The organism is Devosia ginsengisoli (genome assembly GCF_007859655.1).
GTDB lineage: Bacteria > Pseudomonadota > Alphaproteobacteria > Rhizobiales > Devosiaceae > Devosia > Devosia ginsengisoli.
This window is the reverse complement of the sequence record NZ_CP042304.1, coordinates 1,620,480-1,643,592: the sequence shown is the minus strand read 5'-3', so window position 1 is coordinate 1,643,592 and position 23,113 is coordinate 1,620,480. Positions and strand designations below refer to the sequence as shown.

Annotated in this window: 19 protein-coding genes; 6 read left to right on the top strand and 13 right to left on the bottom strand. The window is 62.8% G+C overall.

Annotation, left to right across the window (positions count from 1 at the left end; all coding sequences use genetic code 11):
• Positions 1-51 precede the first annotated feature (51 nt).
• From cysQ to cysN, 3 genes are read left to right on the top strand one after another with little or no spacing between them, the layout of a single operon-like run.
• Complete coding sequence (gene cysQ, locus FPZ08_RS08120) at positions 52-843, top strand: 3'(2'),5'-bisphosphate nucleotidase CysQ (RefSeq protein ID WP_146289508.1); 792 nt, start codon at positions 52-54, stop codon at positions 841-843.
• A 26-nt stretch (positions 844-869) separates the two neighbouring features.
• On the top strand, positions 870-1,778 hold the full coding sequence (gene cysD, locus FPZ08_RS08115) for a sulfate adenylyltransferase subunit CysD (protein ID WP_146289507.1): 909 nt from the start codon (positions 870-872) through the stop codon (positions 1,776-1,778).
• Positions 1,778-3,667 (top strand): sulfate adenylyltransferase subunit CysN, encoded by a 1,890-nt coding sequence (cysN, locus tag FPZ08_RS08110; protein WP_146289506.1) that lies wholly within the window; start codon positions 1,778-1,780, stop codon positions 3,665-3,667. The genes cysD and cysN overlap by 1 nt, the downstream gene beginning before the upstream one ends.
• A 34-nt stretch (positions 3,668-3,701) precedes the next feature.
• Here the strand turns inward: cysN and FPZ08_RS08105 are convergent, their stop codons facing one another.
• The gene (locus tag FPZ08_RS08105) at positions 3,702-5,147 is read right to left on the bottom strand and encodes a tetratricopeptide repeat protein (protein ID WP_146289505.1); all 1,446 of its coding nucleotides are present in this window, start codon (positions 5,145-5,147) and stop codon (positions 3,702-3,704) included.
• 180 nt (positions 5,148-5,327) lie between these two features.
• On the opposite strand from FPZ08_RS08105, the gene FPZ08_RS08100 reads away from it, so the two are divergent.
• Together FPZ08_RS08100 and FPZ08_RS08095 are read left to right on the top strand one after the other, a co-directional pair.
• The gene (locus tag FPZ08_RS08100; protein ID WP_146289504.1) at positions 5,328-5,591 is read left to right on the top strand and encodes a spike base protein, RCAP_Rcc01079 family; all 264 of its coding nucleotides are present in this window, start codon (positions 5,328-5,330) and stop codon (positions 5,589-5,591) included.
• The gene (locus FPZ08_RS08095) at positions 5,591-6,526 is read left to right on the top strand and encodes a phage head spike fiber domain-containing protein (protein ID WP_146289503.1); all 936 of its coding nucleotides are present in this window, start codon (positions 5,591-5,593) and stop codon (positions 6,524-6,526) included. Before FPZ08_RS08100 ends, FPZ08_RS08095 begins: the two co-directional genes overlap by 1 nt.
• Here FPZ08_RS08095 and FPZ08_RS08090 read toward each other — a convergent pair.
• On the bottom strand, positions 6,507-7,589 hold the full coding sequence (locus FPZ08_RS08090) for a glycosyltransferase family 4 protein (RefSeq protein ID WP_186767255.1): 1,083 nt from the start codon (positions 7,587-7,589) through the stop codon (positions 6,507-6,509). The two genes, FPZ08_RS08095 and FPZ08_RS08090, sit on opposite strands and share 20 nt — an antisense overlap.
• 62 nt (positions 7,590-7,651) lie before the next feature.
• Between FPZ08_RS08090 and FPZ08_RS08085 the strand changes: the two genes are divergently transcribed.
• Positions 7,652-8,452 (top strand): sulfotransferase family protein, encoded by an 801-nt coding sequence (locus FPZ08_RS08085; RefSeq protein ID WP_146289501.1) that lies wholly within the window; start codon positions 7,652-7,654, stop codon positions 8,450-8,452.
• Positions 8,453-8,459: 7 nt separating this feature from the next.
• On the opposite strand, the gene FPZ08_RS08080 is transcribed toward FPZ08_RS08085, so the two are convergent.
• The 11 genes from FPZ08_RS08080 to FPZ08_RS08030 form a co-directional block, all read right to left on the bottom strand.
• Positions 8,460-9,449 (bottom strand): sulfotransferase family protein, encoded by a 990-nt coding sequence (locus tag FPZ08_RS08080; RefSeq protein WP_146289500.1) that lies wholly within the window; start codon positions 9,447-9,449, stop codon positions 8,460-8,462.
• Positions 9,450-9,453: 4 nt separating this feature from the next.
• A complete protein-coding gene (locus tag FPZ08_RS08075) occupies positions 9,454-10,827 on the bottom strand; it encodes an O-antigen ligase family protein (protein ID WP_146289499.1) in 1,374 nt (457 codons plus the stop codon).
• Between the two features lie 21 nt (positions 10,828-10,848).
• The gene (locus FPZ08_RS08070; RefSeq protein WP_186767254.1) at positions 10,849-12,159 is read right to left on the bottom strand and encodes a flippase; all 1,311 of its coding nucleotides are present in this window, start codon (positions 12,157-12,159) and stop codon (positions 10,849-10,851) included.
• A gap of 94 nt (positions 12,160-12,253) precedes the next feature.
• Positions 12,254-13,234, bottom strand: coding sequence for an NAD-dependent epimerase/dehydratase family protein (locus tag FPZ08_RS08065; RefSeq protein ID WP_146289497.1), 981 nt, complete (start codon positions 13,232-13,234; stop codon positions 12,254-12,256).
• Between the two features lies 1 nt (position 13,235).
• Positions 13,236-14,450 (bottom strand): glycosyltransferase family 4 protein, encoded by a 1,215-nt coding sequence (locus FPZ08_RS08060; protein WP_146289496.1) that lies wholly within the window; start codon positions 14,448-14,450, stop codon positions 13,236-13,238.
• 262 nt (positions 14,451-14,712) lie between these two features.
• On the bottom strand, positions 14,713-16,869 hold the full coding sequence (locus tag FPZ08_RS08055) for a GumC family protein (protein WP_146289495.1): 2,157 nt from the start codon (positions 16,867-16,869) through the stop codon (positions 14,713-14,715).
• 99 nt (positions 16,870-16,968) lie between these two features.
• Positions 16,969-17,664 (bottom strand): metallophosphoesterase family protein, encoded by a 696-nt coding sequence (locus FPZ08_RS08050; RefSeq protein ID WP_186767253.1) that lies wholly within the window; start codon positions 17,662-17,664, stop codon positions 16,969-16,971.
• A 109-nt stretch (positions 17,665-17,773) separates the two neighbouring features.
• Positions 17,774-19,171, bottom strand: coding sequence for an O-antigen ligase family protein (locus FPZ08_RS08045; protein WP_146289493.1), 1,398 nt, complete (start codon positions 19,169-19,171; stop codon positions 17,774-17,776).
• A complete protein-coding gene (locus tag FPZ08_RS08040) occupies positions 19,168-19,905 on the bottom strand; it encodes a hypothetical protein (RefSeq protein WP_146289492.1) in 738 nt (245 codons plus the stop codon). Before FPZ08_RS08040 ends, FPZ08_RS08045 begins: the two co-directional genes overlap by 4 nt.
• Before the next feature lie 110 nt (positions 19,906-20,015).
• Positions 20,016-21,482 (bottom strand): calcium-binding protein, encoded by a 1,467-nt coding sequence (locus tag FPZ08_RS08035; protein ID WP_186767252.1) that lies wholly within the window; start codon positions 21,480-21,482, stop codon positions 20,016-20,018.
• A complete protein-coding gene (locus FPZ08_RS08030; RefSeq protein ID WP_186767251.1) occupies positions 21,433-22,986 on the bottom strand; it encodes a VCBS domain-containing protein in 1,554 nt (517 codons plus the stop codon). The genes FPZ08_RS08035 and FPZ08_RS08030 overlap by 50 nt, the downstream gene beginning before the upstream one ends.
• Positions 22,987-23,113 lie beyond the last annotated feature (127 nt).

Below are 23,113 nucleotides of genomic sequence, written 5' to 3'. Positions count from 1 at the left end.
GGCGCATGCTGCGCCGGACTTTTGTAAGCACACCGAGTTCGGAGAGTCTGGATGGTCGAGATAGCGAGGCTGCTGGAGGTTGCCATTGCAGCGGGCGCGGAGATCCTTCGCATCTATGAGACGGACTTTACGGTTGCCTACAAAGCCGATGAATCGCCGGTGACGCTGGCCGATATCGCGGCCGAGACGATCATTGTCGCGGCACTACAGCAGATGGCGCCTGATATTGCCGTGGTGGCCGAAGAGGCTGCGGCGGTAGGGCAGGTGCCGCTTGCCGCGGAGCGGTTCTTCTTGGTCGATCCTCTTGATGGCAGCAAGGAATTCATCACCCGGAATGGCGAATTCACCGTCAATATCGGGCTGATCGAGCATGGCGTGCCGGTGCTGGGCGTGGTTTATGCGCCGGCTTTGGGCCGCATCTGGTGGGGCAGGGCGGGCGAGGGTGCTTTCAGCGGGCGTGTTGTCGATGGCGCCATCGTGGAGCAGCAGACGATCTGCGTGCGTGGCGCGGCGCCTGGTGGCATCGATGTGGTGGGCAGCCGCTCGCATGGCGCCGGCGATACCGACGCCTGGCTGCAGCGTTTCCAGGTCGCCAAATTCGTGCCGGCGGGTTCTTCGCTCAAATTCTGCCTCGTGGCATCGGGCGAAGCGGACCTTTATCCGCGGCTCGGGCGCACGATGGAATGGGACACGGCCGCGGGTGACGCCATTTTGCGGGCTGCGGGTGGCCGTGTGGAGACGCTATTCGGCGAAGTCCTGTGTTATGGCAAGCGCGATCAGGGCCATGATTGCGACTTCGCCAATCCGCATTTCGTGGCCTTTGGCGACCCCGCGCTGGCGTAAGCCTTTTGCGCATCTGGAGTTGACGCATGACAAGTGAACGGATGACCCATTTGCGGTCGCTCGAATCCGAAAGCATCGAAATCCTGCGCGAGGTCGCGGCGAGCTTCGACCGGCCGGTGATGATGTATTCCATCGGCAAGGATTCCAGCGTCTTGCTGCATCTGGCGCGCAAGGCGTTCTTTCCCTCGCGCATTCCGTTTCCGCTGCTGCATGTCAACACGACCTGGAAATTCAAGGAAATGATCGCCTTCCGCGACCGGATGGCGGAGCAGCATGGCTTCAACCTGATCAGCCACACCAATCCGGAAGGACTGGAGCAGGGGATCAACCCGTTCGATCATGGTTCGTCGCGCTTCACCGACATCATGAAGACGCAGGCTTTGCGGCAGGCGCTCAATGCGGGGCAGTATGATGCGGCGATCGGTGGCGCGCGGCGCGACGAGGAAAAATCGCGCGCCAAAGAGCGCATTTTCTCGCATCGCAATGCCAGCCATGCCTGGGACCCCAAGAACCAGAGGCCGGAGCTGTGGCGGGTGTTCAATACGCGGCTCAACCCCGGCGAGAGCATGCGGGTATTCCCGATCTCGAACTGGACCGAGCTGGATGTGTGGACCTACATCTATTCGGAAAATATCGAGCTGCCGTCGCTGTATTTCGCCAAGCAGCGGCCGGTGGTGGACCGCTCGGGCACGCTGATCATGGTGGATGACGACCGTTTCCGCTTCGAGCCGGGCGAAAAGCCGCGCGAGGAAATGGTGCGGTTCCGCACGCTGGGCGACTATCCGCTGACCGGAGCCATCCGCTCCGAGGCAGCGACGCTGCCGGAAATAATCATGGAAATGCAGGCCAGCCGCACCTCGGAACGCGAGGGACGCCTGATCGACAGCGACTCCGTGGGGTCGATGGAAAAGAAGAAGCAGGAAGGGTATTTCTGATGTCCATGGCCATGAACCTGACGCCAGATACCGATATCGGGCTGTGGCTCGAGCAGCAGACCAACAAGTCGCTGCTGCGCTTCCTGACCTGCGGCAGCGTGGACGATGGCAAATCGACGCTGATCGGTCGGCTGCTCTATGACAGCCAGCTCATTCTCGATGACCAGCTGGCGAGCCTCAAGAAGGAAAGCCACAACCGCATGGTGGGCGACGAGGGGATCGACTTCTCGCTGCTGGTGGATGGGCTGGTGGCCGAGCGCGAGCAGGGCATCACCATCGACGTGGCCTATCGCTTCTTTTCGACCGACAAGCGCAAGTTCATCGTCGCCGATACGCCGGGCCATGAGCAATATACCCGCAATATGGCGACGGGCGCTTCCAATGCGGACCTGGCGCTGCTGCTGATCGACGCGCGCAAGGGCGTACTGACCCAGACGCGGCGGCACAGTTTCATCCTGTCGCTGATCGGGGTGAAGCATGTGGTGCTGGTGGTCAACAAGATCGACCTGGTGGATTACAGCCAGGAGGTGTTCGACAAGATTGTCGCCGAGTACATGGAATTCGCCAAGGATCTTGGCTTCAAGAGCCTGGCGGCAGTGCCGGTTTCGGCTTTGCGCGGCGACAATATGGTCGCCAATAGCGCGCGGACGCCCTGGTACAAGGGATCGTCGCTGGTGCCGTATCTGGAACAGATCGACGTTTCGGAGGACCGCACGCAGCAGAAGATGCGCTTCCCGGTGCAGTGGGTGAACCGGCCGAACCTCGATTTCCGCGGTTTTTCCGGCACAGTGGCCTCGGGCAGTGTGAAGGTGGGCGACGAAGTGCTGGTGGCGGCCTCGCGCGTGCCGGCAGTGATTGCCCGCATCGTGACCATGGATGGCGAGCAGCAGGCAGCCATTGCCGGCGAGGCGGTGACGCTGGTGCTCGACCGGGAAATTGACATTTCGCGCGGCGACGTGCTGAGCCATGCAGGCGAGACGCCGGAATATTCCAACCAGTTCCAGACGCGTGTCGTGTGGATGGCGGAGGAAGCGGCGCAGCCGGGGCGGTCCTACCTGCTCAAGGTGGGCTCGCAGGTCGTGCCGGCCTCGATCACCAATCTCAAGTTCAAGACCAACGTCAATACGCTGGAACAGAGCCCGGCGCGCACGTTGGAACTGAACGAGGTGGGCACACTGACCATCTCGACCGACAAGCCGATCGCCTTCGACCCCTATAGCGAGAACGCGCTGACCGGCGGCTTCATCCTGATCGATCGCATCAGCAACAAGACGCTGGGCGCCGGCACGATTGATTTCGGGCTGCGGCGTGGGCAGAACCTGACCTATCAGAGCTTCGACGTGGACCGCGCGGTGCGCAGCACGATGAAGGGCCAGACTGCCAAGATCGTGTGGTTTACCGGCCTGTCGGGCTCGGGCAAATCGACGACGGCGAACCTGCTGGAAAAGCGCCTGACAGCCGAGGGCAAGCATTGCTACATCCTCGATGGCGACAATGTGCGGCACGGGCTCAACAAGGATCTGGGCTTTACCGAGACCGACCGCGTGGAGAATATCCGCCGCGTGGCCGAAGTGGCGAAGCTGATGGCCGATGCCGGACTGATCGTGCTGGTGTCGTTCATCTCGCCCTTCCGCAATGAGCGGCGGACCGCGCGGGAGATTGCCGGCGACGTCGAGTTCGTCGAGGTCTATGTCAATACGCCCCTGGAAGTGGCGGAAAAGCGCGACCCCAAGGGGCTGTATGCTAAGGCGCGATCCGGCCAGCTGCAGAATTTCACCGGCATCAGCAGCCCGTTCGAGGCGCCCGAGCACCCCGATGTGGTACTCAAAGGCGGCGAAATGAGGCCCGCCGAAATGGCCGACCAGCTCTATGCGCATTTGATGGGATGATGCCGGAAAGGGCGAGGTGCATCACTCCAGAACTTTAGCCGTTGAGGCCGGCAGCGGCTATCGCGTTCCAGGTATTGCGGTCGAGCGGGCCGAGGCGGCATTGTCGGGCGATGTCCAACTGGACGCAGAAGGCATTGACCGCCGAGATGGTAGAGGAGGTCAATAAGCCGCTCATGGCGCCGGAATAATAGCCGCGCTCGGTCAAAAGTCTTTGCAGCATATAGACATAGGCGTTTCTGTTGACACGCAGAATCTGCCTGCCGGTGCGGGCCTGCTGCATGGCGTTCAGCCCCTGGAAGCGCGTCCACATCAGCGCATAGTCATCGAGGCTGGGTCCATGCGCCGCCAGCGTCGCACCATTGATCAAGACGTTTCCGGTGCGTGCGTCCGCGGGAATGGTGTCATAGAGTGCCCTTGCCGCGGCAGGATCGGGTGGCAGGGTTCGGCCGGCGCCGAGCACATAGAGGTTGAGCAGGGCTGCCTTGGCCGCCATATCGCCGCTAACGACGCCGGTGCGCAGGATTGCCACCGCCTTGGCTGGATTCGCCGTCACTCCGCGGCCTTCGGTATAGGCGTCGCCGAGCAGGGCGGCGACGGCTGTATTGCCAGCATCAAATGCCGATTGAAGCAGCGCGACGCCTTCCCCCTCGCGCCCGGTGCCGAGCTGGCCGCGCAGCAGGGTATTGCCCAGGACGACACCGGCATCGTCGTCGCCATCGGCGAGCGCGGCGCGCAGATAACGTTCGGCTAGGGCCGGATCGGGAGGGACCACTACACCCCTGAGATAAAGGTCGGCGAGGGAGCGTCGCGCGGGATTGCTGCCGGCGTCGGCGGCTATGCCGAGATATCTGGCCAGCCTGGCACCATCGTCCGGTCCGCCAGTGCCGGCCCGATAGAGGGTCGCCAGCGGAATGGCGGCGTCGGTATTTCCGGCCTCAAGGGCGATGTCATAATATTTGATCGCCTCGGCAATGTCGGGCTCGCCGTAAATGCCCCTGCGCAGGGCGTTGGCAAGGGGCATCAACGCCTGGTCTAATCCGGTGTCGGCCGCGGCGCGGAGATAGTCCAGCGCCTTGGCGCGGGGCAGGCCGCCGACCTCACGGCGATGCAGTTGGGACAGGGTGAGATAGGCTTCGGGCAAGCCCAGGACGGCCGCTTGTTCCAGATAGGATACGCCCTTGGCGGGGTCGAACGGCAGGGCACTGTGCTCATTGGCGTATTCGGTGCCGAGCAGCAAAGCCGCTTCGGCATCTCCGGCTGCGATCATGGCCTCGAGTTCGACCAGCGCGCCTTCGAGGAGATGTGCCCTGTCGGGGTCGCGCAGGATGCGGGTTAGCAAGCGCAGGGCGCGCGGCTCGGGCACTTGGTCGGCAGCCTGTGCGGTTTCGGCTGGCTGGGCGGATGGCGCCTGAGCATAGGCCACCGCTGAACAGGTGCCAGCCACGACACAGCCAACGGCAACTGCAAGTTTCCAACCCATTGCACCCCTCCAGCATCTTCCTGTCGAAGACTAGTCACAGGCATCGGCAATAGAAAGGTCAATCCGGTCACTGAGGTCCGGTTTTTCGTCAATGGATTAACGGGGAAGTTCTGCTGCTTATCCCCGCTGCTAGAAGTGGGACTAGGATAACGGCTCGTTTCCCAGGCAAGGACAAGCCAGATGCAAGACAGATATGATGGATATTCCAGCAGCCTCGCCGGGCCGGTCGGCCATGGCTTCGCAATCGTGCCCGATGACGGCGCGGATCTGGCCGAGATCACCCGCGCCCTTTATGTCGGGGTCGGCGGATCGCTGTCGATCGTACTGCAATCGGGCGCGGAACTGACATTGCAGGGCGTGGCGGCGGGCACGGTGCTGCCGCTCCGGGTGCGGCGGCTGAAGGCGAGCGGCACCAGCGCCAGCGCCGTCGTGGGGCTGGTGTGATGCGGGTCGGGGTCGATCTGTGGATGGTCCCGGGTGCGGGGAACGTGCTGGGCGCCAGCTATGTCGCCGATTTCGCCGCCGACCTCTATTTTCGGGAAGGCCTGGCGGTGGAGGCGGGCGATGCCTTCAGCGTCGCCCGCAATTCGGTCAAATATGCCGCCGACGGCAGCGGCAGCTTCACCCCGTTCGCCGCCGGCATCGCGGCCCGAACCGATCGCGGGCTTTCGGTGGAGCCGGCGTCGAGCAATCTGCTGACCGACCCGGTGCGGCTCAGCGCCTGGCTGGCGGTTGCGGCAAGTGCCACGCCGCTGCCGATGCCCCTATTGGGCATCTTCGCCGAGCCGATGCTGCTGACCGGCACGGGCGGCACCGCCGTTGACCGGCTGCGGCATCCCACCACCTCGTCCGTCAGCAATGGAGCATCCTACGCGCTGTCCTACTGGTTCCAGCCCACCGTCACGCCGACAATGGTGGCAATGGCCGGTGGCGATGGCGCGCGCTCGCGGCTGACCATTTCCGTGGCGACGGCCGGGGAGCTCGGCCTGCTGGCGGGGCGGGGGACCATGACGCTGGCCCGCCTCGTGCCGCATGGCGCGGGCGTCTATTGCGCGCAGGTGCTGTGGACGCCCAATTTTTCGGGCGTATGCGAAATCTCCATGGGGCCTGGGACGGGTGTGCTGCGCGATACGATCGGCCTGTTGGGGGCCTTCATGGAGCCGGGTACGGCATTCACGGGCCCCATGATCGGGACGGGAGCCGCCAGCAGCCGCGCCGCGGATCGCGTGACCCTGCATCTGCCGGCCGGCACGCATGAGCTGATCTTCACCTTCGACGACATGACGACGCAGGTGATCGCCGGGGCTGTGGGGGACTATGCCGTACCGACCGATCTGGATCGGCCGGTGATCCGCTCCGTCATTGCCATGCCGGAATAGGATGGCGTGGTGCGACAAGGGCGATGAGGCCGGATAGCTGGGCCTCGTGCGCCTGCCGCAACTCGCTGAAGCGGGCGCGGGCATCCGGCGCGGGATGCGCTTCGGAAAGGTAGCGGGCGGCGGTGGCGACGAAGTCGTCCGCGAGCGGAATGACCAGGCCGCCGCCGGCGCCGATATCGTCGGCGATGCAGCCGATATCGGTGGCGATGCAGGGGATGCCGGCGGCCATCGCCTCGAGCAGCACCAGGGGCGAGGCTTCGTTGCGGTATCGCGTGGGGAGGACGAAATGGGTGATCCGGGTGAAGAAATCGCGCTTTTGCCCGCCCGATACCGGTCCCAGGCAAGTGAAGGCGGAGCCCAGGGCTTCGCGCGCCCGCGCTATGGCGGCCCTGGCCGCCTCGTCGGTCGCCGGGCCGGCGACGACCAGACGCGCAGGCGTGCCAGACCGGTTGAGGCGAATGGCCAGGTCGACCACTTCGGCAATGCCCTTTTCGCCGCTGAGATTGCTCAGATGCCCCAGGCAGAGGCCAGCGGCCGATGAGCGCAGGCCCAGGAGCGTATCGTCCACCAGGCCCGCATTGTTGAGCACGAAGGTGTTTTCGGCCTCGGGCGTGTTGAGCCGGAGCTGTCGCGCCATGCCGGCGCCCAGAACGATATGGGTCGCCCGCGGTCCGGCGGCTCGGGCCAGCGCCACCATGCTGGCGCGGCGACGGCGGACATGGTCATAGGCATGATGATGGATCAAGAGGCGCTTGCCCCTGATGCGCAGCACCCCGGCAGCGGCCGCGGTGAGCCACATGCCCGCATTGGAATTGGCGGAGATGTATACGCAGGAGGCGTCCTGGGCGGCAAAGGCCAGCCGCAGGTGCCGGCCCAGCTTCGACAGCAACCGGCTTAGGGGCTTGGCGCCCGCTGCGTTGAGATCGATGCGGACCAGGGGCACGCCATGGGCGGCCAGCCGTTCGGCCAGCACTTGCGTGCACAGGGACTGCCCATGCGCCGGCGGGGGAAAGGGGCCGGCATAGAGCAGCGGCACAGCCTTAACCTCAGTTGATCTTGCCATTTGAAAAACTTCGATCCTGGCTTCATTGTCCCTTGGCGTATCCATTCAGATTCAAGCCAGGCATGACAAGTTATACCGTTCCCGATTTTCTGATCGTTGGCTCGATGAAAGCGGGTACGACCACCCTATATCGCGATTTAGTGCAGCATCCCGATATTTTTCTGCCCCAGGAGAAAGAGCCCGAGACGCTGGTGCGCTTTGGCGAGGACGATCGGGCTATTCTCGAGGACTATCGGTCGTTAATGCGGCCGGCCGCCACCGGGCAGATATGCGGCGAGGCATCGACGGCCTATACCAAGCGGCCCGATCACGAGGGCGTGGCGGAACGGGCGCTGCGCATCTGCGGGGCGAAGCTGAAGATCATCTATCTGACGCGGGAGCCGATCAGCCGGATCGTCAGCCAGTACCGGCATGAACTGGCGCTGGGGCTGGTGCAGGAGCCGTTGAACCAGGCCGTGCTGGCCAATGGGCGATATGTGGCCTACAGCCGCTATGACTGGCAGCTGGCGCCGTGGCTGGCGGCGCTCGGGCCGGACAATGTGCTAGTGCTGCGCTTCGAGGACTATGTGGCGCGCCGGGCCGAAACGGTCGGCCGAATTTGCCAATTCCTGGGGGTATCGGCGCCAGCCGGCGATTTCGACCGCGCCTTCAACACCAGCGAAGGCAAGATGGTCCCCAGGGGCTTATGGAAGGCCGTGGTGGCGTCGCGCTTCTATCAGCGCCAGATCAAGCCGCTGGTGCCGGTGGGGATGCGGGAACGAATGGCCGGCAGGGTCTTGACGCCGGTCCAGCAACAGGTGGGCGAGCTCGAGCCGCAGACGCGCGAGAGGCTGGCCGAAGCCCTGCGGTCCGCTGCCGAGTGAGCCGGCCTTAGCCGGGTCGCCCGTCGGCCCAGGCATCGGCTGAAGCCAGCCAGCCATTGGCGGGGTTGGCGGTTCCGGCCAGCCCGAACGCGGCAAGGAGCAGATCGTAAGTCCGCTCGATATGAGGCCGATAATAGGCCTGCAGCATGGCGCGGGTTTCCGGTTTCATCTTCTCGGGCCGCTTTCCCACCTTCTGCAGGGCCTTGAGGGCGTCCTGCTTCATGCCATGGCGGATATGGTGGGGCAGGAATGGCTTGATAGCCACTTTCCACGGGCCGGGATTGAGCAGAAACCGCCGCGCCCAGCGATTGACCGGGCCGCCGATCGCCGTGGTGTTTTCTCGTTCGCTGCGCACCAGGCTGGGATCGAAGCCGATATCGAGATGCCTGCATATGGTGCCGATCGTGCCGGCTGAGTCGCGCACCAGGTCGTTGAAATCGAGTATGAGGATTTGTTGGGCGGGGAATTCGGCCAGCCAATTGGCCAAGTGAATATCGTATTTGCCGACATGCAAATAGCGCCATGGGCTGAGCCAGGTGTCCCGCTCGCCGTTCAACTCGCTCGCTAGCGCCTCTTCGAAGGTCCTGGCACGGTCCCCGGCTCCCGCCGACATATAGTTATAGGCGGAGTAGGCGCGCTCCACCGGGTCGCGCAGCGAGACGATGATCCGGGCGTCCGGATTGTATTCACGAATCATGGAAGGGGCCTCGGCGCTCGGCAGATAGGCAGTGCTGGCATCAAGCCATAATTGCCCCGGCATGGTCTTGGCGAAGAGCCGGTCATAATCGTCCAGCGTCCAGTGGAAATTGGTCCATTGCTCGACACTGGAGACGGGGCCGGTAAAGGGCAGCGTCCTGGCCCGGGTCTTGAAGAAGTTCGGCTCCTTGACCGAGGACAAGTAGATTTTCCGCTGCTCCCCCAGCATGCTGGCGATGCTGGTGGTTCCAGCCTTCATCGCACCGATGAGAAACACCTGTGTCTTGCGATCCTGGTCCATTCGATTACTCGCTTACTGCGCGATTGACGTCCACGCGTTGCGGCGGCGCGACTGCCGGTTGCGCCCGGTCTAGCGGGATGTGGGGTCTGGTCGGGGATTTGGGAGCATTGGCCGTGTGGCGCTTCCAGGCGAGAAAAGCCACGATGGCCAGGGCGAAGCCGGTCGCCTGCCACTGGGTGAGAAACAGGTGCCCCTTGGGCGCAGTTATGAAACGGGCGATCGGGAAGCACAGGAATGCGGCGCAATAGAAATGAAGCATCCGGTTTTCCGGCCGCCCGACCAGCACGAAGCCCTGCCTGAACCAGAGCAGGATGACCGCGCCGCCGAAGAGCATGGCAGCGCAGAGGCCCAATATGCCAGCGGCCGCCCAATAGTCTATGAACAGGTTGTGTGCCCAGGGCGACCCGGATTCACGAATGACGTGAGCACCGAAAAAAATATCTTCCGAGATTGCGTCGAGGTTGAAGAAAGAAATCTCGGCCCGGCCTTCATAAGAGCCGCTGCTGGTCAGACGCGCCATAAACAGCGCCAGAATTGGCGTCGTGGCGCCTAGAAAGAGCAGGATGGCCGCCAGTATCGGAATGCCGATCGCCACATAGGACATCCATTTTGCCGAGCGGATGACTACGGCAAAACCGAACAGCAGCCCGATCATACCCATGACAAGCCAGCTTGAGCGGCTCATCGACAGGGTCACGATGAGCAAGGTGATGATGACGCTAGCCACGACAATTGCCGTGGTCAGCCTGCTCCTTTGCCTGGGGAGGGCGAATAGCGATACCATGGCGGACAGCAGCAGGGCGGCCATTATGCCATGACGCAGGTTCGAGCGGACATCGCCATCTTCGAAGGTGCCGCTTTGGAAGGCTGCCCTGAACAATTGGAACACCACGATGTCGGGATTGGCCTGCATGACGGCTTGGCCGACTAGGGCGAAGATGTTCACATGGGGCAGACTAACCGCAAGGAAGGTAAGGAATATGGTGAGCGTCGCGGGGGCGGACCACATCAGTATTTCCGTGCGGCTCCGCCGCAGCAAGCCGAAGAACACCGTGCCCGAGGCCAGACCGGACGCCGCATAAAAGATCTGGCGGGCAAGGTCTGAGGCCGGGAGCATCTGGAGTGGCTTGAGCAAGGACAATGCCGTCATCAGCATCAGAAAGCCGAATCCAACCCAGATATGGGGTGAGGCCCGCACGATGCGAATGCTGGATTGCCGAAGCTCTTGTATGAGAATTGTCGATGCAATGAGAAGTATGGCGACGATGTGGAAGTAACCAATGAACCCTATGGAGCTCTCGACAATTCTTATCCACTGTATCGGAGTAATCGCCAAAAGGACGACCAGCAGGAAAGGGGCAGGGGCAGGGAGTTTCATTAAAATTCCTCTACTTCCTGCCTACGGGGTTGCGGAGGTATTTTTGGCGACAGCCGCAGCGGCGTAAAGGGTTGCGCCGGCCATGATGGATTTTTTGTTATGCCAGATAGTGGATGCCTGCCAGACGAACATGAGCGTGACGGCGCCCATGCTGGCCAGAGCGGCGCCCATGATGCCCAGAGGTGGGATAAGGACGAAATTGAGGCCGATATTGGCCAGAACGGCCACGAGATTGATCAGCCCGAAAATGGCGCCGCGGCCGGCGGCGATCAGCAGGCCGGCGCAAGGAATGGTGAGCGCGGCGAAAGCCTGGCTGATGGCCAGCACCTTCAGCGGCGCGGCCGAGGGCAGAAAATCATGACCGAAGATCAGTGTGACGATCGGTTCACTGCACACGCCGAGGAGAAGGCTGACGGGAGTGACGGTGACCAGCGAAAAAATGACGGCCATGCGGAAATGGCGCCACATGGCGGGCTCGTCCCTCGCCGCAATGCTCTCCGACAGCAGTGGCGTCATGACCTGCATCAGCACCACCTGCGGGAAGGTCATCAGATAGGTCAGGCGAAAGGCCGCGCCGAAATAGCCGACTTCCAGAAGCGAGCTGAGTGGCCCGAGCATCACGACATCCATACGATGCATGACCTGCTGGGACGAATTGCCTAGCAGCAGGGGCAGGGCCCGCGCCATCCAGGCACGTGGTTCACCTTGCGGCCTGGCCTGCCAGGTTTCGCGCGGCACGGCCAGGCGGAAGACATAGGTGGACAGGACCGCGCTTACCGTGGCCGCGAGGCCGAAGGTGGCCACGGCGGGCAGGGCGCTGGCAAGGCCGCCGATCAGTGCGACGAGGATAACGGCAGCCGCGGGCAGGGCTTCGGCGAAGATTATGCCGATGGCCGGCCGGCGGGCGCCTGCAAGCTGGGCACGGCGCGATACCATGAGAGACGCCGGAAAGATCAGAATAAGAGTCAGGACGAGCCCGGCTTGCAGCGACTGATCGAAGCCCGGCGTGAAAATCGCGGCCAGGACGATGAGGAATGCAGCCACCGACCCCATCAGCACCACGGCATCGCCCCAACGGATCAGAGCCCGCAGGGCCGACCAGTTCTGCTGGATACGAAATACCGGAATGAGGCGGGACATGAGCGCGGGCCAGCCCATGCCAGCCAACTGGGCGATCAGCATGGCTGTACCGGTGGCGAAGGTGAAGACTCCATAGCCGTCGGGCGAGAGCTGGCGCGCCATGATGATGGTCATGACCAACACCAGCAGGCGCGACACCAGACCCGCCAGCAGCGTCCCTGCAAAGATATGCGCAAGTCGGCTACGGAACAATTGTGCTAGGTTCCGGTTGGGGCGCGGTGGAGCGGGCGTATTGGTCAGGCCTTCGTTCATCGGATAGCTGGGTCGGTGCATCCGCGGCGCGTAGTCATGCCGCCTTCGAATGGTTGCTGCGCACCTGCCGCTCGATCCATTCATAGGTCTGTTCCAGGCCCGCTGTCAGGGTTTGCGAGGGGCGCCAGCCGAGCTTTTCCTCGATCAGGCGATTGTCGGAGTTGCGGCCGCGCACGCCTTGCGGGCCGGGAATGTGGTTCTTGTGGAGCTTCTTGCCGGCAATGGCGGCCACGATATCGACCAACTGGTTGATCGAGACCATTTCGTCGGAGCCGATATTGACCGGGCCTTCGAAGTCCGAGCGGGTGAGGCGGAGGACGCCTTCTAGGCATTCGTCGATATAGAGGAAGGAGCGGGTCTGCAGGCCATCGCCCCAGATTTCGATCTCGCTATTGTCCTTGGCCAGCGCGACCTTGCGACAGATGGCGGCGGGCGCCTTTTCCTTGCCGCCATCCCAGGTGCCCTGGGGGCCAAAGATGTTGTGGAAGCGGGCGACGCGGTTTTCCATGCCGAAATTGCGGTTATAGGCGAGGAAGAGGCGTTCGGAGAACAGTTTCTCCCAGCCGTATTCGCTGTCGGGCGCGGCGGGATAGGCCGAGGATTCGGCGCAGTTGGGATTGTCGGGATCTTCCTGATTGTAGGCGGGATACATGCAGGCGGAGGAGGAGTAGAAGACGCGCCGGATGTTGCGCTTGTGGGCGAGGTCGGCGACGTTCAGGTTGATGGTGGCGGAGTTGTGCATGATGTCGGCATCGTGCTCGCCGGTGAAGATATAGCCGGCGCCACCCATATCGGCGGCGAGCTGGTAGACCTCGTCGAAGCGGCGATCGATGATGCGCTCGCAGACCTCCTGGCGGCGCAGGTCGCCCACCACGAAATCATCGGCTTCGGTATCGCCATATTCGGGGAATTTCAGGTCGACGCCGCGGACCCAGAAGCCTTCGCGCTTGAGCCGGCGAACGAGATGAGAGCCAATGAAGCCGCCGCCGCCGCAGACCAGTGCAGTCTTGACCATACTAAACTCCTTTGATGTCCTGATGTGACAGCGGGGCTGTCACCAAAGCCTGAAAACGATCGGCGATCTGTTCGATATCGAAGGCCTGCTCGGCATAGCGGCGACCGCCGCGGGCCATGGCGTCGCGCGCGGCCGGCTCGGTTGCGAGCTGGTGGAGCGCGGCGATGAAGGCGGCGGGATCGGCGGGCGGTACGACAATGCCGGCGCCGGCCCGGGCTAGCGTCTTGCGCGCCAGGTTGCCTTCCGGGATGGCGGCGAGGATGGGCCGGCCGATGCAGAGATAGGTCAGGATCTTTGAGGGCACGGAATAAATGCCGGCATCGGCCTCGATCATGGCGATGAAGATATCGGCACCGCTGAGCATGGCGGGCAAGTCGCTGAAGGGCAGCCAGGGCCGGACTTCGAGCTGGTGGACGCCCTCGTCGCAGGCCCGCTGGCGGAGCGCATCGGCCACGCGGCCCTCGGAGAACACATAGAGTTTGCCGGGAAAGGCGCGGGCCGCTTCCAGCAGCAGATCGGGATTGTGCTTGTAGCCGAGCGTGCCGGAATAGACCGCGCGTAGGCCTGCGCCGAGATGGTCGGTCGACCAGGCATTGTCGCGCGCGACGGGCACGATCTCGTCCAGCGGCGCCCAGTTTTCAATGACGGCGATCCTGCCGGCATCGACGCCGCGGGCGGTGAGGATGGGGATGAAGTCGTCGGAGATAGAAACGACGTGGTCGCTCTGGCGGAGGATGGAGAATTCGAGGTTTCGATAGAGCGCGGCGATGGCGTGGCCTAGGAGGGGCAGTTTTCTCGGCACGATCTTGCCGATCGCTTCGCTGTAGATGTCCTGCAGCCAGAAGATAAACCGGGCCTTGCCGGCGCGGGTGGCGCGGAAAATCTGTTTCTGGGTATCGAGCGGGGCATTGCTCGAAATCACCGTATCGGGCCGGAAGGCGCGGATTTCGCGGGCGACGAGCCGGCCGAATTCGATCTCCTGCTGGCGCCGCTGCACGAAGGTGTCCTTGCGGAATTCGCGTCCGAGCGACAGGCCTTTCACGGCGAAACCGGCGGCGTCGCCGGGCTGGCGCGTCAGGTTGCCCTTGGGAGTCTGGAAACTGGTGGAGAATACATGCAGGACTTCGTGGCCCCGCCGGGCGAGGGCCCGGGACAGCTGCACCTGGAAAGGGTGGCCCGAATAGTCATGCACGAGGATGCGTCTTGAGGCTGCCACTACACTGTTCCGTCCTGCCCACACCAAGAGCCGTCAGACCGTTGGTACTGCCCAGGCACGACAGCGATGTGTCCAACAACTGCGGGTATGCTCCTTACACTATCCCAAGTGCCTCAATATTGAATGAATATTCGGGATAAGGGTTACCGGCGACCGGTGGCGTCTGCTGGCGAAAAATTTCGGCGCAAAGCGACACTATTGGGAGGGACGAATGCGCGGCGGTTTGCGCTGAGCCGTCACTCCGGCATGCGGGTTATTGGGCTCAATAGGCGTCGGAATAGTATCCGCCGTATTTCTTGTAGTAGCTCGAGCGGGTTTCGTTCTGCTGGTTGAGGACAGCGACGATCTCGGTTTCGGGGCGCTTGGAGCCGCGCAGGGATTCGATGGCCCGTTTGGCTTCGGTCTGCGATGTGGCCGCCCAGCGCGCCACGAAAACGATCATGTCGGCGAAGGGCGCGATATAGAGGCCATCCACGACCGGGCCGACGGGGGGCGTGTCGATCACGACCACATCGAAGGTCTTGCGGGCCGCGTCGATGAGGCGGCCGAAGGGGACGCCGGCCAGCAATTGATCGGTGGGCAGGTCGCTGTGGCGGGCGCCCAGGATCACGGTCAGGCTGTCGAGCATGGGGTCTCCCGCCATGATCTGGCCGATGACCTTGCTGTCGCCGGGGGCGGCGCGCAGGAATTCCTGCAGGCCCTCGGAGGGATTGAGATTCAGCAGGCGATGCTGGCTGGGCTTGCGCAAATCGCAGTCGATCAGCAGCGTACGCTCGCCGGACAGGGCATAGGAGCGGGCCAGGGCTAGGGCAATCGTGCTCTTGCCGTCATTGGGGGCCGAAGACGAGACCATGACGACCTGGCTTTCGGTCGGGCCGCCATTATTGTCGCCGGCGCTTTCGCCCAGGTTGCGCAGGGCCGGCCGGTCGATGGCCAGACGGATGCGGCGGATGGACTCGGCGTAGATCGATAAGGGCTCCTCGATCAGCAGATCGGCAAAGCTCTTGTTGGCGCCCCTGTTGGCCTGGCGCGGCACGGCAGAGGCAAAACGGGTCTTGAGGACGGATTCGACCTGATCCTCATTGGTGAAGCCGCCAATGAGGTTTTCATAGAGGAAGGCCAGAGCAACGCCCAGCGCCAGGGCCGAGAGGCCGGCAAGCAGCACGATCAGCGTGCGATTGGGGAAGGCAGGGGATTGCGGCGCGAGGGCCGGGGAAACGATGCGGCTATCGGCAATCTGCAGATTGGCCTGGGTATCGAGGTCCTGGGCGCGCGACAACAGGGTCTGATACTGGCCGCGGGCGATTTCGGCGCTCTGCTGGAGGCTGTAGAGCTCGGTCAGCACATCCGCGGATAGCGAGGAATTGAGCACCTCGTTGCGCATGGCTTCGCGCAGGCTCTCTTCGCGCTGTTCGGAGCGCTCCACCTCGGCCTGGATATTGCTGACCTCGGTGCTCGCCTCGGCGAGCAGGTTCTGGTTGATGCGTTCGAGCTGGCTGCGCAGATCGGCCACGGTGGGAGAGTCGGTGGTGGCGGTGGAGATGGCGGCGGTGAGTTCGTCGCGCTGGGCCTGCAGCGCATTAAGCGCATCGGATTGCAGCGTGGTCACCAGCGTCTGCAGGTCGCCTTGGCCAATGCTGGCCTGGGCGGTGGCGGCCAGGGCGGTGTTGGCTTCGCGGGCGGCAGCGAGTTCGGCAATCTGGCGCTGCATGGCGGCGACGCCGGTGGCGCCGCCTTCGGCGGTAATGCGTTCGATATTGCTCTGGATGAAGTCATCGAACGAATCTTCGGAGCGCACGATGGAGTCGCGCGCCTGGATGATGCGTGCCTGCAGAATGTCGCGCGAGGCCAGGACACTGCCGACCTTGTAGCTGAGCTGCTCGGCGATATAGGCGTCGGCAATGGCATTGGCCAGGCGGGCGGCGGTGTCCCGATTGGTCGAGCGGACCTGGACCGAAATCAGGTAGGTGCCGCCGCGGCGCTGCACCTGCACGGCGCTGCGCAGATTGGTCAGCGTGTCATTGAGCGCCTCCTGGCCGGTGGGCAACTGCTGGTCGGACAGGCGCAGAAACGAGAGCAGGCGGGCGCGCCAGCCCAGCGTCGGGCCGAATTCGCGATCGGTCACCAATTGCTCGGACCCGATCACTCGCAGCAGGATGCTGTCGGAGCGCAGGATTTCGACTTCGCTATCGATGCGGGCGCTATCGGCGCCGGCACTGGCAAAGCTGGATTCGGGGTCGAGCAGGTTCTTGCTGCTGGGATCCACCAGAATGAGGGTGGAGGCCGAGAAAATGGGGGTGAGGGCGAAAGCGCCCATGCCGGCAATGCCCACTACCACGATTACCGTCAGGACGATCAGGCGGAATTGACGACGAAGCACACCGGCCAGGCTGCGAAGATCAATCTCGGTCTCGTCCATTCACTCAATTCCTGACCTTGAGAGGCGCCAAGCCGATCTTTCGGTAATGATCGTGTAGATGGGATTGGGCCAAGCGCCAAGGTCCATAGTAAAATACGGTTACAGCGGTGTCGTCGGCATGGCGACGGAAATAAACTGCGGTGGTTCGGAGGCGGTGATCTTGACGGCGGTCAACAGACCGGTGGCAAAAGCGCCGGTATCGACGCAGATGCGCCCTTGCGCCACTACGGGGTCCCTGGCCGGGGTGTGGCCATGGACGACCAGCAGGCCTTCGCGCGGGGGCGCGGAAAAGAAATCACCGCGAATCCAGAGGGCATCGTCTTCGGCCTGGGCCGCCACGGCGATGCCAGACCGCAGGCCGGCGTGGACGAAAACCAGGCCAGGTGCTGACAGGGTCAGTGGCAGGCCGGCCAGGAAATCGACATGCTCTTCGGGAATATGGCTCTGCAGGTGTGCGATGCGCTGGCGCTCGGGCAAAGCCAGCAGGCTTTTGACGTCGAGCCCGTAGGAGGCCAGCGTTTCGGGGCCGCCGAATTGCAGCCAGGACGCATTGCGGGCCGGGCGCTCGAGGAAGTTCAGCATCATGACTTCATGATTGCCGGGCAGGGCAATGCGCCGGAAGCCTGCGGGCGGTGGGGCGAGCAAGGCATCGAGCACGCCGGCGGAATTGGGACCGCGATCGACATAGTCACCCAGATAGACGAGCCATTTTTCGCCCGCGATGCCGGCGGCATCGGCATAGATATGCTCGTGCAACAGGTGGAGCAGGGGCAGGCAGCCGTGGATGTCACCCACGGCATAGATTGCCGCCGGCAGATCGGAGGCGGAAAGATGGGCGCGCGCGGAGGGGGCGGGCGGCCGACCCCCTAGGATTGATCGCAAAAAAACCCCGAGCGCCAATGGTTTACCTGCTTGCCTTGAGGTTGACTGTCGATGCCGCGCCCGCTGCCAGCAGAGCGAGGAAGACGAAGGTATTGGCCGGAATTTCGAGGCTGAAATCGACCAGTGAATGCACGCCACCCACGGCCAGAACGCCCAGGGCAATGGCCTGGCTTTCCAGGTGCCCACGCTTGCGGATAACCGCTACAGCTAGCCGAAGGCCGATAAGCGCGATGGCAATGAGAGGGAGCGATCCGAAGACTAGGCCTAGTTCGGCCCAGAGTGCTAGATAACTGCTATGCGCCTTGGACCAGATCAGGTCGGAATTGACAGGCGCTTGGTGGACCAGCGGGAAAGCCAGTTCGAAGGCGCCACCACCGAAGCCGGTAAGCGGCCGCTGCATGATGAGCTGCCAGGTCTGGCGATAGAGGTCCCAGCGGGCATCGCTGGTCGCATCTAGCTGACCCAGGCGCTCGAACAGCGTGCCGCCATAGAGGAGCATGGTCAGCGCCAGAATCAGCAAAACCGGGGGCACCAGTGCTACGATGGACGCAGACGCATTTCGACGCAAGGTGAGGGCAAGTGCGAGCGCGGCGCCCATGGCGGTGACGAAGAAGCCCATGCGCGATCCTGTTTGCAGCACGACCATGACCAGCCAGACGAAGGCCAGGCCATAGAGCGGGAGGTTACTGCTTAGGTGGTGCGGTTTGCCATCGTCGGGGCAGGTGCTGGCGCCATCCGACAGCACTTTGCCGAACCGGGCAGCGGCGATGACTGCGCCCATGGCGAGGAAAGTGGCAAAGGAGTTGCGGTTGACGAACGTTCCAGTAGCATAGCCACTATAGGCCCACTTATTGAGGCCCAGAATGGTGTCGCCCGAATGCAGGGCGACAAGGCCGTAGACGCCATAGGCCACGATCATGCCGAGCAGTAGGTCGAATAGCCGCTGGCGGCGATTCTCATTGGCTGAGATCTGAAGGACGAGAAAGAAGAACAAGCCATAGGTGAGCTGGCGAATCAGCATCAGCAGCGTGGCGCCGGGGGCCAGGCTGATGGTGGGAATCGGCAGGCTGAGGCCGTCGCCCAGTTGAATCGCACTCATGCCGACGGGCAGCATCTGCACGATCAGCCAGAGGCAGAACAGGCTGGCAAGCAGCGCCTGCGCGCCGAATTTGTTGAGGCCGATGCGCAAAACCTGTCCGGTGGCCAGTATTGCGGCCATATAGGCAGCGGTCCAGAGGCCGACGAAGATTGCCGCGAGACCCCAGAAGACGGGTCGAGCGCTGCCGAATGGAATGGGCGCCAGCACCAAGACCGCGAGCATGATCCAGAATGTCAGCTCATTGAGTCGCGTCAGCCGGGGGGCATGGCTGCGGCCGCTGCTGCCGGCTGTCCTCGCGCCTGTGCTTTCGATCTGGCTCATGACTGAGCCCTTGTCACGGCAAAGCGGCGGACATTGGCCAGGAACCGGGCTTGGTTCTCTGTGGGCATAGTCTCCACGATGGCGGTTATGCGTTCCCTGAAACCGGGATCGGTCACATAGCGCGCGGCAATGGCGCGTACGCCGCGCGCGCTCCGCACGAGCATGTGCAAGTCGGCGTCATTGGCCGCTATGACTTGGTCGTCGAGGTGTTGATAATTGTCTTCGGCCAGTGCAACGCGTAGTTCGCCGACCCACTGTTCAGTCGGGCCGGTGCGCCAGGATAGCGCAAGTCGCCGGTTGAGGCCGTCCCAATACTGGAGGGCGGCACTGGCCTCGGCACCGACATACCAGGCAAAAGCATTTGATGGGGTCTGCCGCGCCACGTGATCGGCCAGGGCCAGGCATTTGGGTGCGATCTGCCTACGCGCTTCCGTCCCGCCATACATCATGGCCAGCGACTGCGTAGCGCCGAGCGCATTGGTGCAGTCAAGTAGGGCATTATTCTGGCTGGCAATGGAAAACGCCGACAGCTCGGTCCCATCCCGCATGGCCAGCACCCGGTCCAGCGCGGTGGAGCCCAGCTCCTGCGGCTGCAATTCGCGATAGGTCGCCCACGCGCCGGTGGCCGCTGTGGCAAGACCGAGCAGGCAGATCGATGCAAGGATTGCGGTTTTGAAGAGTTGAATGTGTTTCATCCTCGCGGGGTCAAGACGGTCGTCGAGGAAATAGAGCATCAAATGTCTTAAGGTCCAACGAAGGCATGGGTCTCATGATGACCGTGAGGCGACGCCAAAAGTAAAAAGGGGGCTTAAGCCCCCTTTTTGGTGTTCAGATTTCTCTATTTCTAGAGAATGAAGTTATCCAGCGTCACATCGTGCATGTTGATGTCGAGTAGCTGGATCTTGAAGTCTGCCTGACGGTCGCCGTTCTGGTCACCGAGGATGAAAGTGTCATTCCCGCTCTGGTAGAGCTTGATATCGCCATGCTGTACCGTGGAGTTGCCATTGAGGGCGTGGAAGAGACTGTCTATGTTGAGATCCATGCCCCTGAGGTCGATGTAGTCGTCGCTCCCAAAATCGGTGATGACGTCCCAGTTGGCGAAACTGCTTTGCCCGATATTGTCGATCACGAAGGTGTCGGAGCCGCCACCACCCGTGAACACGTCACGCCCGTTGACAGAGTAGAAGGTCTCGTCATCGACGGTACCCGTATCTAACTCCAGATCGACGACGCTGCCCAGCACGAAGTCATCGCTCGTCAGATGGAGGATGCCGTCTATGGCAAGGATGAAGTCACCCAGGCCATCACCATCATTATCAACGCCACCCACCAAGATGGTTTGGTTTCCATCATGCATATATTTGAGATAACCAGCTTCTTCCGCGCGGTTGTTGGCGCCAAGCCCCCGGAAGATAAACTGTTGATGACCACTTAGATCGCTATTGGCATCGAACTGGGTCAGATCGATCTTGTCCCCGGCCTCGAAGTCCGTGATCGTGTCACGTTTACCCACACGGGAGCTATCCTCCACGCTGATAAACTTGAAGGTGTCGGCGCCTGCGCCGCCCGTCAGCGTGTCGCGCCCAGTTCCGCCCCAGAGGATATCATCACCGGAGCCGCCATAGAGGTTGTCATGGCCGCCGCCGCCATCAAGCAGGTCATCGCCGTCGCCACCATGGATCGTGTCGTCGCCGCCGCCGCCATAGAGCATATCACCGCCGCCGTTGCCATGGATCGTGTCGTCGCCTTGGCCGCCATGGATCGTGTCGTTGCCCGAGCCGCCATTGACAAGGTCGTCGCCTGTACCGGCACCGATGAAGTCGTCGCCCGAGCCGCCGTCGATGGTGTCGTCGCCGTCACGACCAAAAATGGTGTCGTTGCCGGAGCCGCCATCCATGGTGTCGTCGCCGTCACCGCCGTCGATAAAGTCATCATCGCTGCCGCCATAGAGGGTATCGTCGCCGGCACCGCCAGTGATCTCATCGACAAAGGGCGTCCCGATATAGAAGTCGTCGTAGGGGGTGCCATCGAACACCTCGTTGGTGCCATTGATGGTGATGACGATATCCGCAGTGGTTTGGAGGCCACCAGCATCGGTGATGATGACCCTGAACGTGGTCGTGGGGGCATCACCAAGGCTGAGTGCCTGCACAGCGGGGCCGGTGCCAAGGGTGAATGTCCATTCTCCGGTCGAGGCATCGATATAGAATTCGCCGAATTCGTTGACTGGATTATCGACGGCGAAGGTTACGCCGGGGGCATCATCCACGACACTGATTATGCCTGTATCCTGTTCGATCGTAGCCGTCATGGGTTCGGTAACTTCGCCAACGAGGTCGCTCGTTGTGATCACGGGGGCGTCGTTGACCGCGGCGACATTGACGGTGAAGGTCGATGTATCGGACGCGCCGTGCGTGTCGGTGGCTGTGACGCCTACGGTGATGGTGCCGAAGTAGTCGGCCGGCGGTGTGTAGGGAGAAGGCATCGCCGGGTGCGATGGTGATGGTCTCGGGATCGGGGGTGTCGCCACCCGACCAGGGACCATAGGTCAGGGTCAGAGTGACGGAGACCGCGTCGCCGTCGATATCGGTGATAGCGGCGGCCAGGATATCGGCGACCGATGTCGAGCCGGATTCGATCGCGGTGTCCTCCACCGCTGCGAACACGGCACCATCCACCGCAGCATCAATCACCGGCGCGTCGTTGGAGCCGGTCACGTTGATGGTGATGGTGGTTGTTGCGGTGCCGCCATTGCCATCGTCCACCTGGACGGTGAACACTTCGGGGTCGCCGTGGTCGCCTTCGCCCAAGGATTGGGTTGCCAGCCTGGCATTGTCGAGCACATAGCGCCATTTGCCGTCGGCATCGACATGCAGCGTGCCATACTGGCCATCGAGATGGCCAGTGTCGCTATCGGGATCGAGCGGGTCGGCAAGAATGGACCAGTTCAGATCGTCATGATCGGCATCGGTGGCGGTGAGTTGACCGGCGGAGACCGGCACCAGGCCAAGATTGATATCAGCAAGCGCGGCATCGGCGATGTCCTGGGCATTGCCCGGGATATTGCCGCTGATCCAGGGGCGGGCGAGCAGCGCCGCGGTATCGGCACCCACGACGGCGAAGATATCGGCATAGATGCCAGTTGGGGGCGTGACCCCCGTGGGATCAAAATGGTCGCCGGAGAAGCGATCGGCGAGCCCGGCCGCGTTGATATTGCCCAGCAGATTGTCGTGCAGGGATTGTTCGCGGGTCACGTCGCCGCTGCCGTTTTCGGTGTATTTGACGATGACGCCGGTCAGCGGCGCATTGCCGTCCTTCAGATACAGGATGTATTCGAGGCCCAGCCGGATCGTCGCGGTGTTGTGCCCCACGTGATCGTAGTTGCCGGGCAGGTTGGCGGTGTAGAAGTTGTCGAGATAGTCCCATACTGCCAGGATGGCATCAGCACGGGTGCCGCCGCGGGCGAGCAGATCGGCTTCGATCGCGTCAACGACTGGCTTCACCGGATTGCCCGCGGTGTTTTGGTCACCAATCAGGCCGAACAGAGCAGTATTAATCGCTGTGGCATTGGCCGCAGTCGGCACGTAATTGGCATCGGCACCGACGCCCAAGGCCGCGTTCGCGAAGGTATCGGCATCGCCGGCCTCGAACACGCTGCCCGTCACCGGACCGTTGGTGATCACGGGGGCGTCGTTGACCGCGGCGACATTGACGGTGAAGGTCGATGTATCGGACGCGCCGTGCGTGTCGGTGGCTGTGACGCCTACGGTGATGGTGCCGAAGTAGTCGGCCGGCGGTGTGTAGGGAGAAGGCATCGCCGGGTGCGATGGTGATGGTCTCGGGATCGGGGGTGTCGCCACCCGACCAGGGACCATAGGTCAGGGTCAGAGTGACGGAGACCGCGTCGCCGTCGATATCGGTGATAGCGGCGGCCAGGATATC

What these genes read in the sequence shown, in the direction of transcription:
- FPZ08_RS08080 (WP_146289500.1), bottom strand. Translation starts at nt 9,449, where the DNA reads ATGGACCAGGATCGCAAGACACAGGTGTTTCTCATCGGTGCGATGAAG.
- cysN (WP_146289506.1), top strand. Translation starts at nt 1,778, where the DNA reads ATGTCCATGGCCATGAACCTGACGCCAGATACCGATATCGGGCTGTGG.
- FPZ08_RS08100 (WP_146289504.1), top strand. Translation starts at nt 5,328, where the DNA reads ATGCAAGACAGATATGATGGATATTCCAGCAGCCTCGCCGGGCCGGTC.
- FPZ08_RS08095 (WP_146289503.1), top strand. Translation starts at nt 5,591, where the DNA reads ATGCGGGTCGGGGTCGATCTGTGGATGGTCCCGGGTGCGGGGAACGTG.
- FPZ08_RS08035 (WP_186767252.1), bottom strand. Translation starts at nt 21,482, where the DNA reads ATGACGGCTACGATCGAACAGGATACAGGCATAATCAGTGTCGTGGAT.
- FPZ08_RS08085 (WP_146289501.1), top strand. Translation starts at nt 7,652, where the DNA reads ATGACAAGTTATACCGTTCCCGATTTTCTGATCGTTGGCTCGATGAAA.
- FPZ08_RS08055 (WP_146289495.1), bottom strand. Translation starts at nt 16,869, where the DNA reads ATGGACGAGACCGAGATTGATCTTCGCAGCCTGGCCGGTGTGCTTCGT.
- cysD (WP_146289507.1), top strand. Translation starts at nt 870, where the DNA reads ATGACAAGTGAACGGATGACCCATTTGCGGTCGCTCGAATCCGAAAGC.
- FPZ08_RS08045 (WP_146289493.1), bottom strand. Translation starts at nt 19,171, where the DNA reads ATGAGCCAGATCGAAAGCACAGGCGCGAGGACAGCCGGCAGCAGCGGC.
- FPZ08_RS08075 (WP_146289499.1), bottom strand. Translation starts at nt 10,827, where the DNA reads ATGAAACTCCCTGCCCCTGCCCCTTTCCTGCTGGTCGTCCTTTTGGCG.
- FPZ08_RS08105 (WP_146289505.1), bottom strand. Translation starts at nt 5,147, where the DNA reads ATGGGTTGGAAACTTGCAGTTGCCGTTGGCTGTGTCGTGGCTGGCACC.
- cysQ (WP_146289508.1), top strand. Translation starts at nt 52, where the DNA reads ATGGTCGAGATAGCGAGGCTGCTGGAGGTTGCCATTGCAGCGGGCGCG.
- FPZ08_RS08065 (WP_146289497.1), bottom strand. Translation starts at nt 13,234, where the DNA reads ATGGTCAAGACTGCACTGGTCTGCGGCGGCGGCGGCTTCATTGGCTCT.
- FPZ08_RS08040 (WP_146289492.1), bottom strand. Translation starts at nt 19,905, where the DNA reads ATGCTCTATTTCCTCGACGACCGTCTTGACCCCGCGAGGATGAAACAC.
- FPZ08_RS08090 (WP_186767255.1), bottom strand. Translation starts at nt 7,589, where the DNA reads ATGGCAAGATCAACTGAGGTTAAGGCTGTGCCGCTGCTCTATGCCGGC.
- FPZ08_RS08030 (WP_186767251.1), bottom strand. Translation starts at nt 22,986, where the DNA reads ATGCCTTCTCCCTACACACCGCCGGCCGACTACTTCGGCACCATCACC.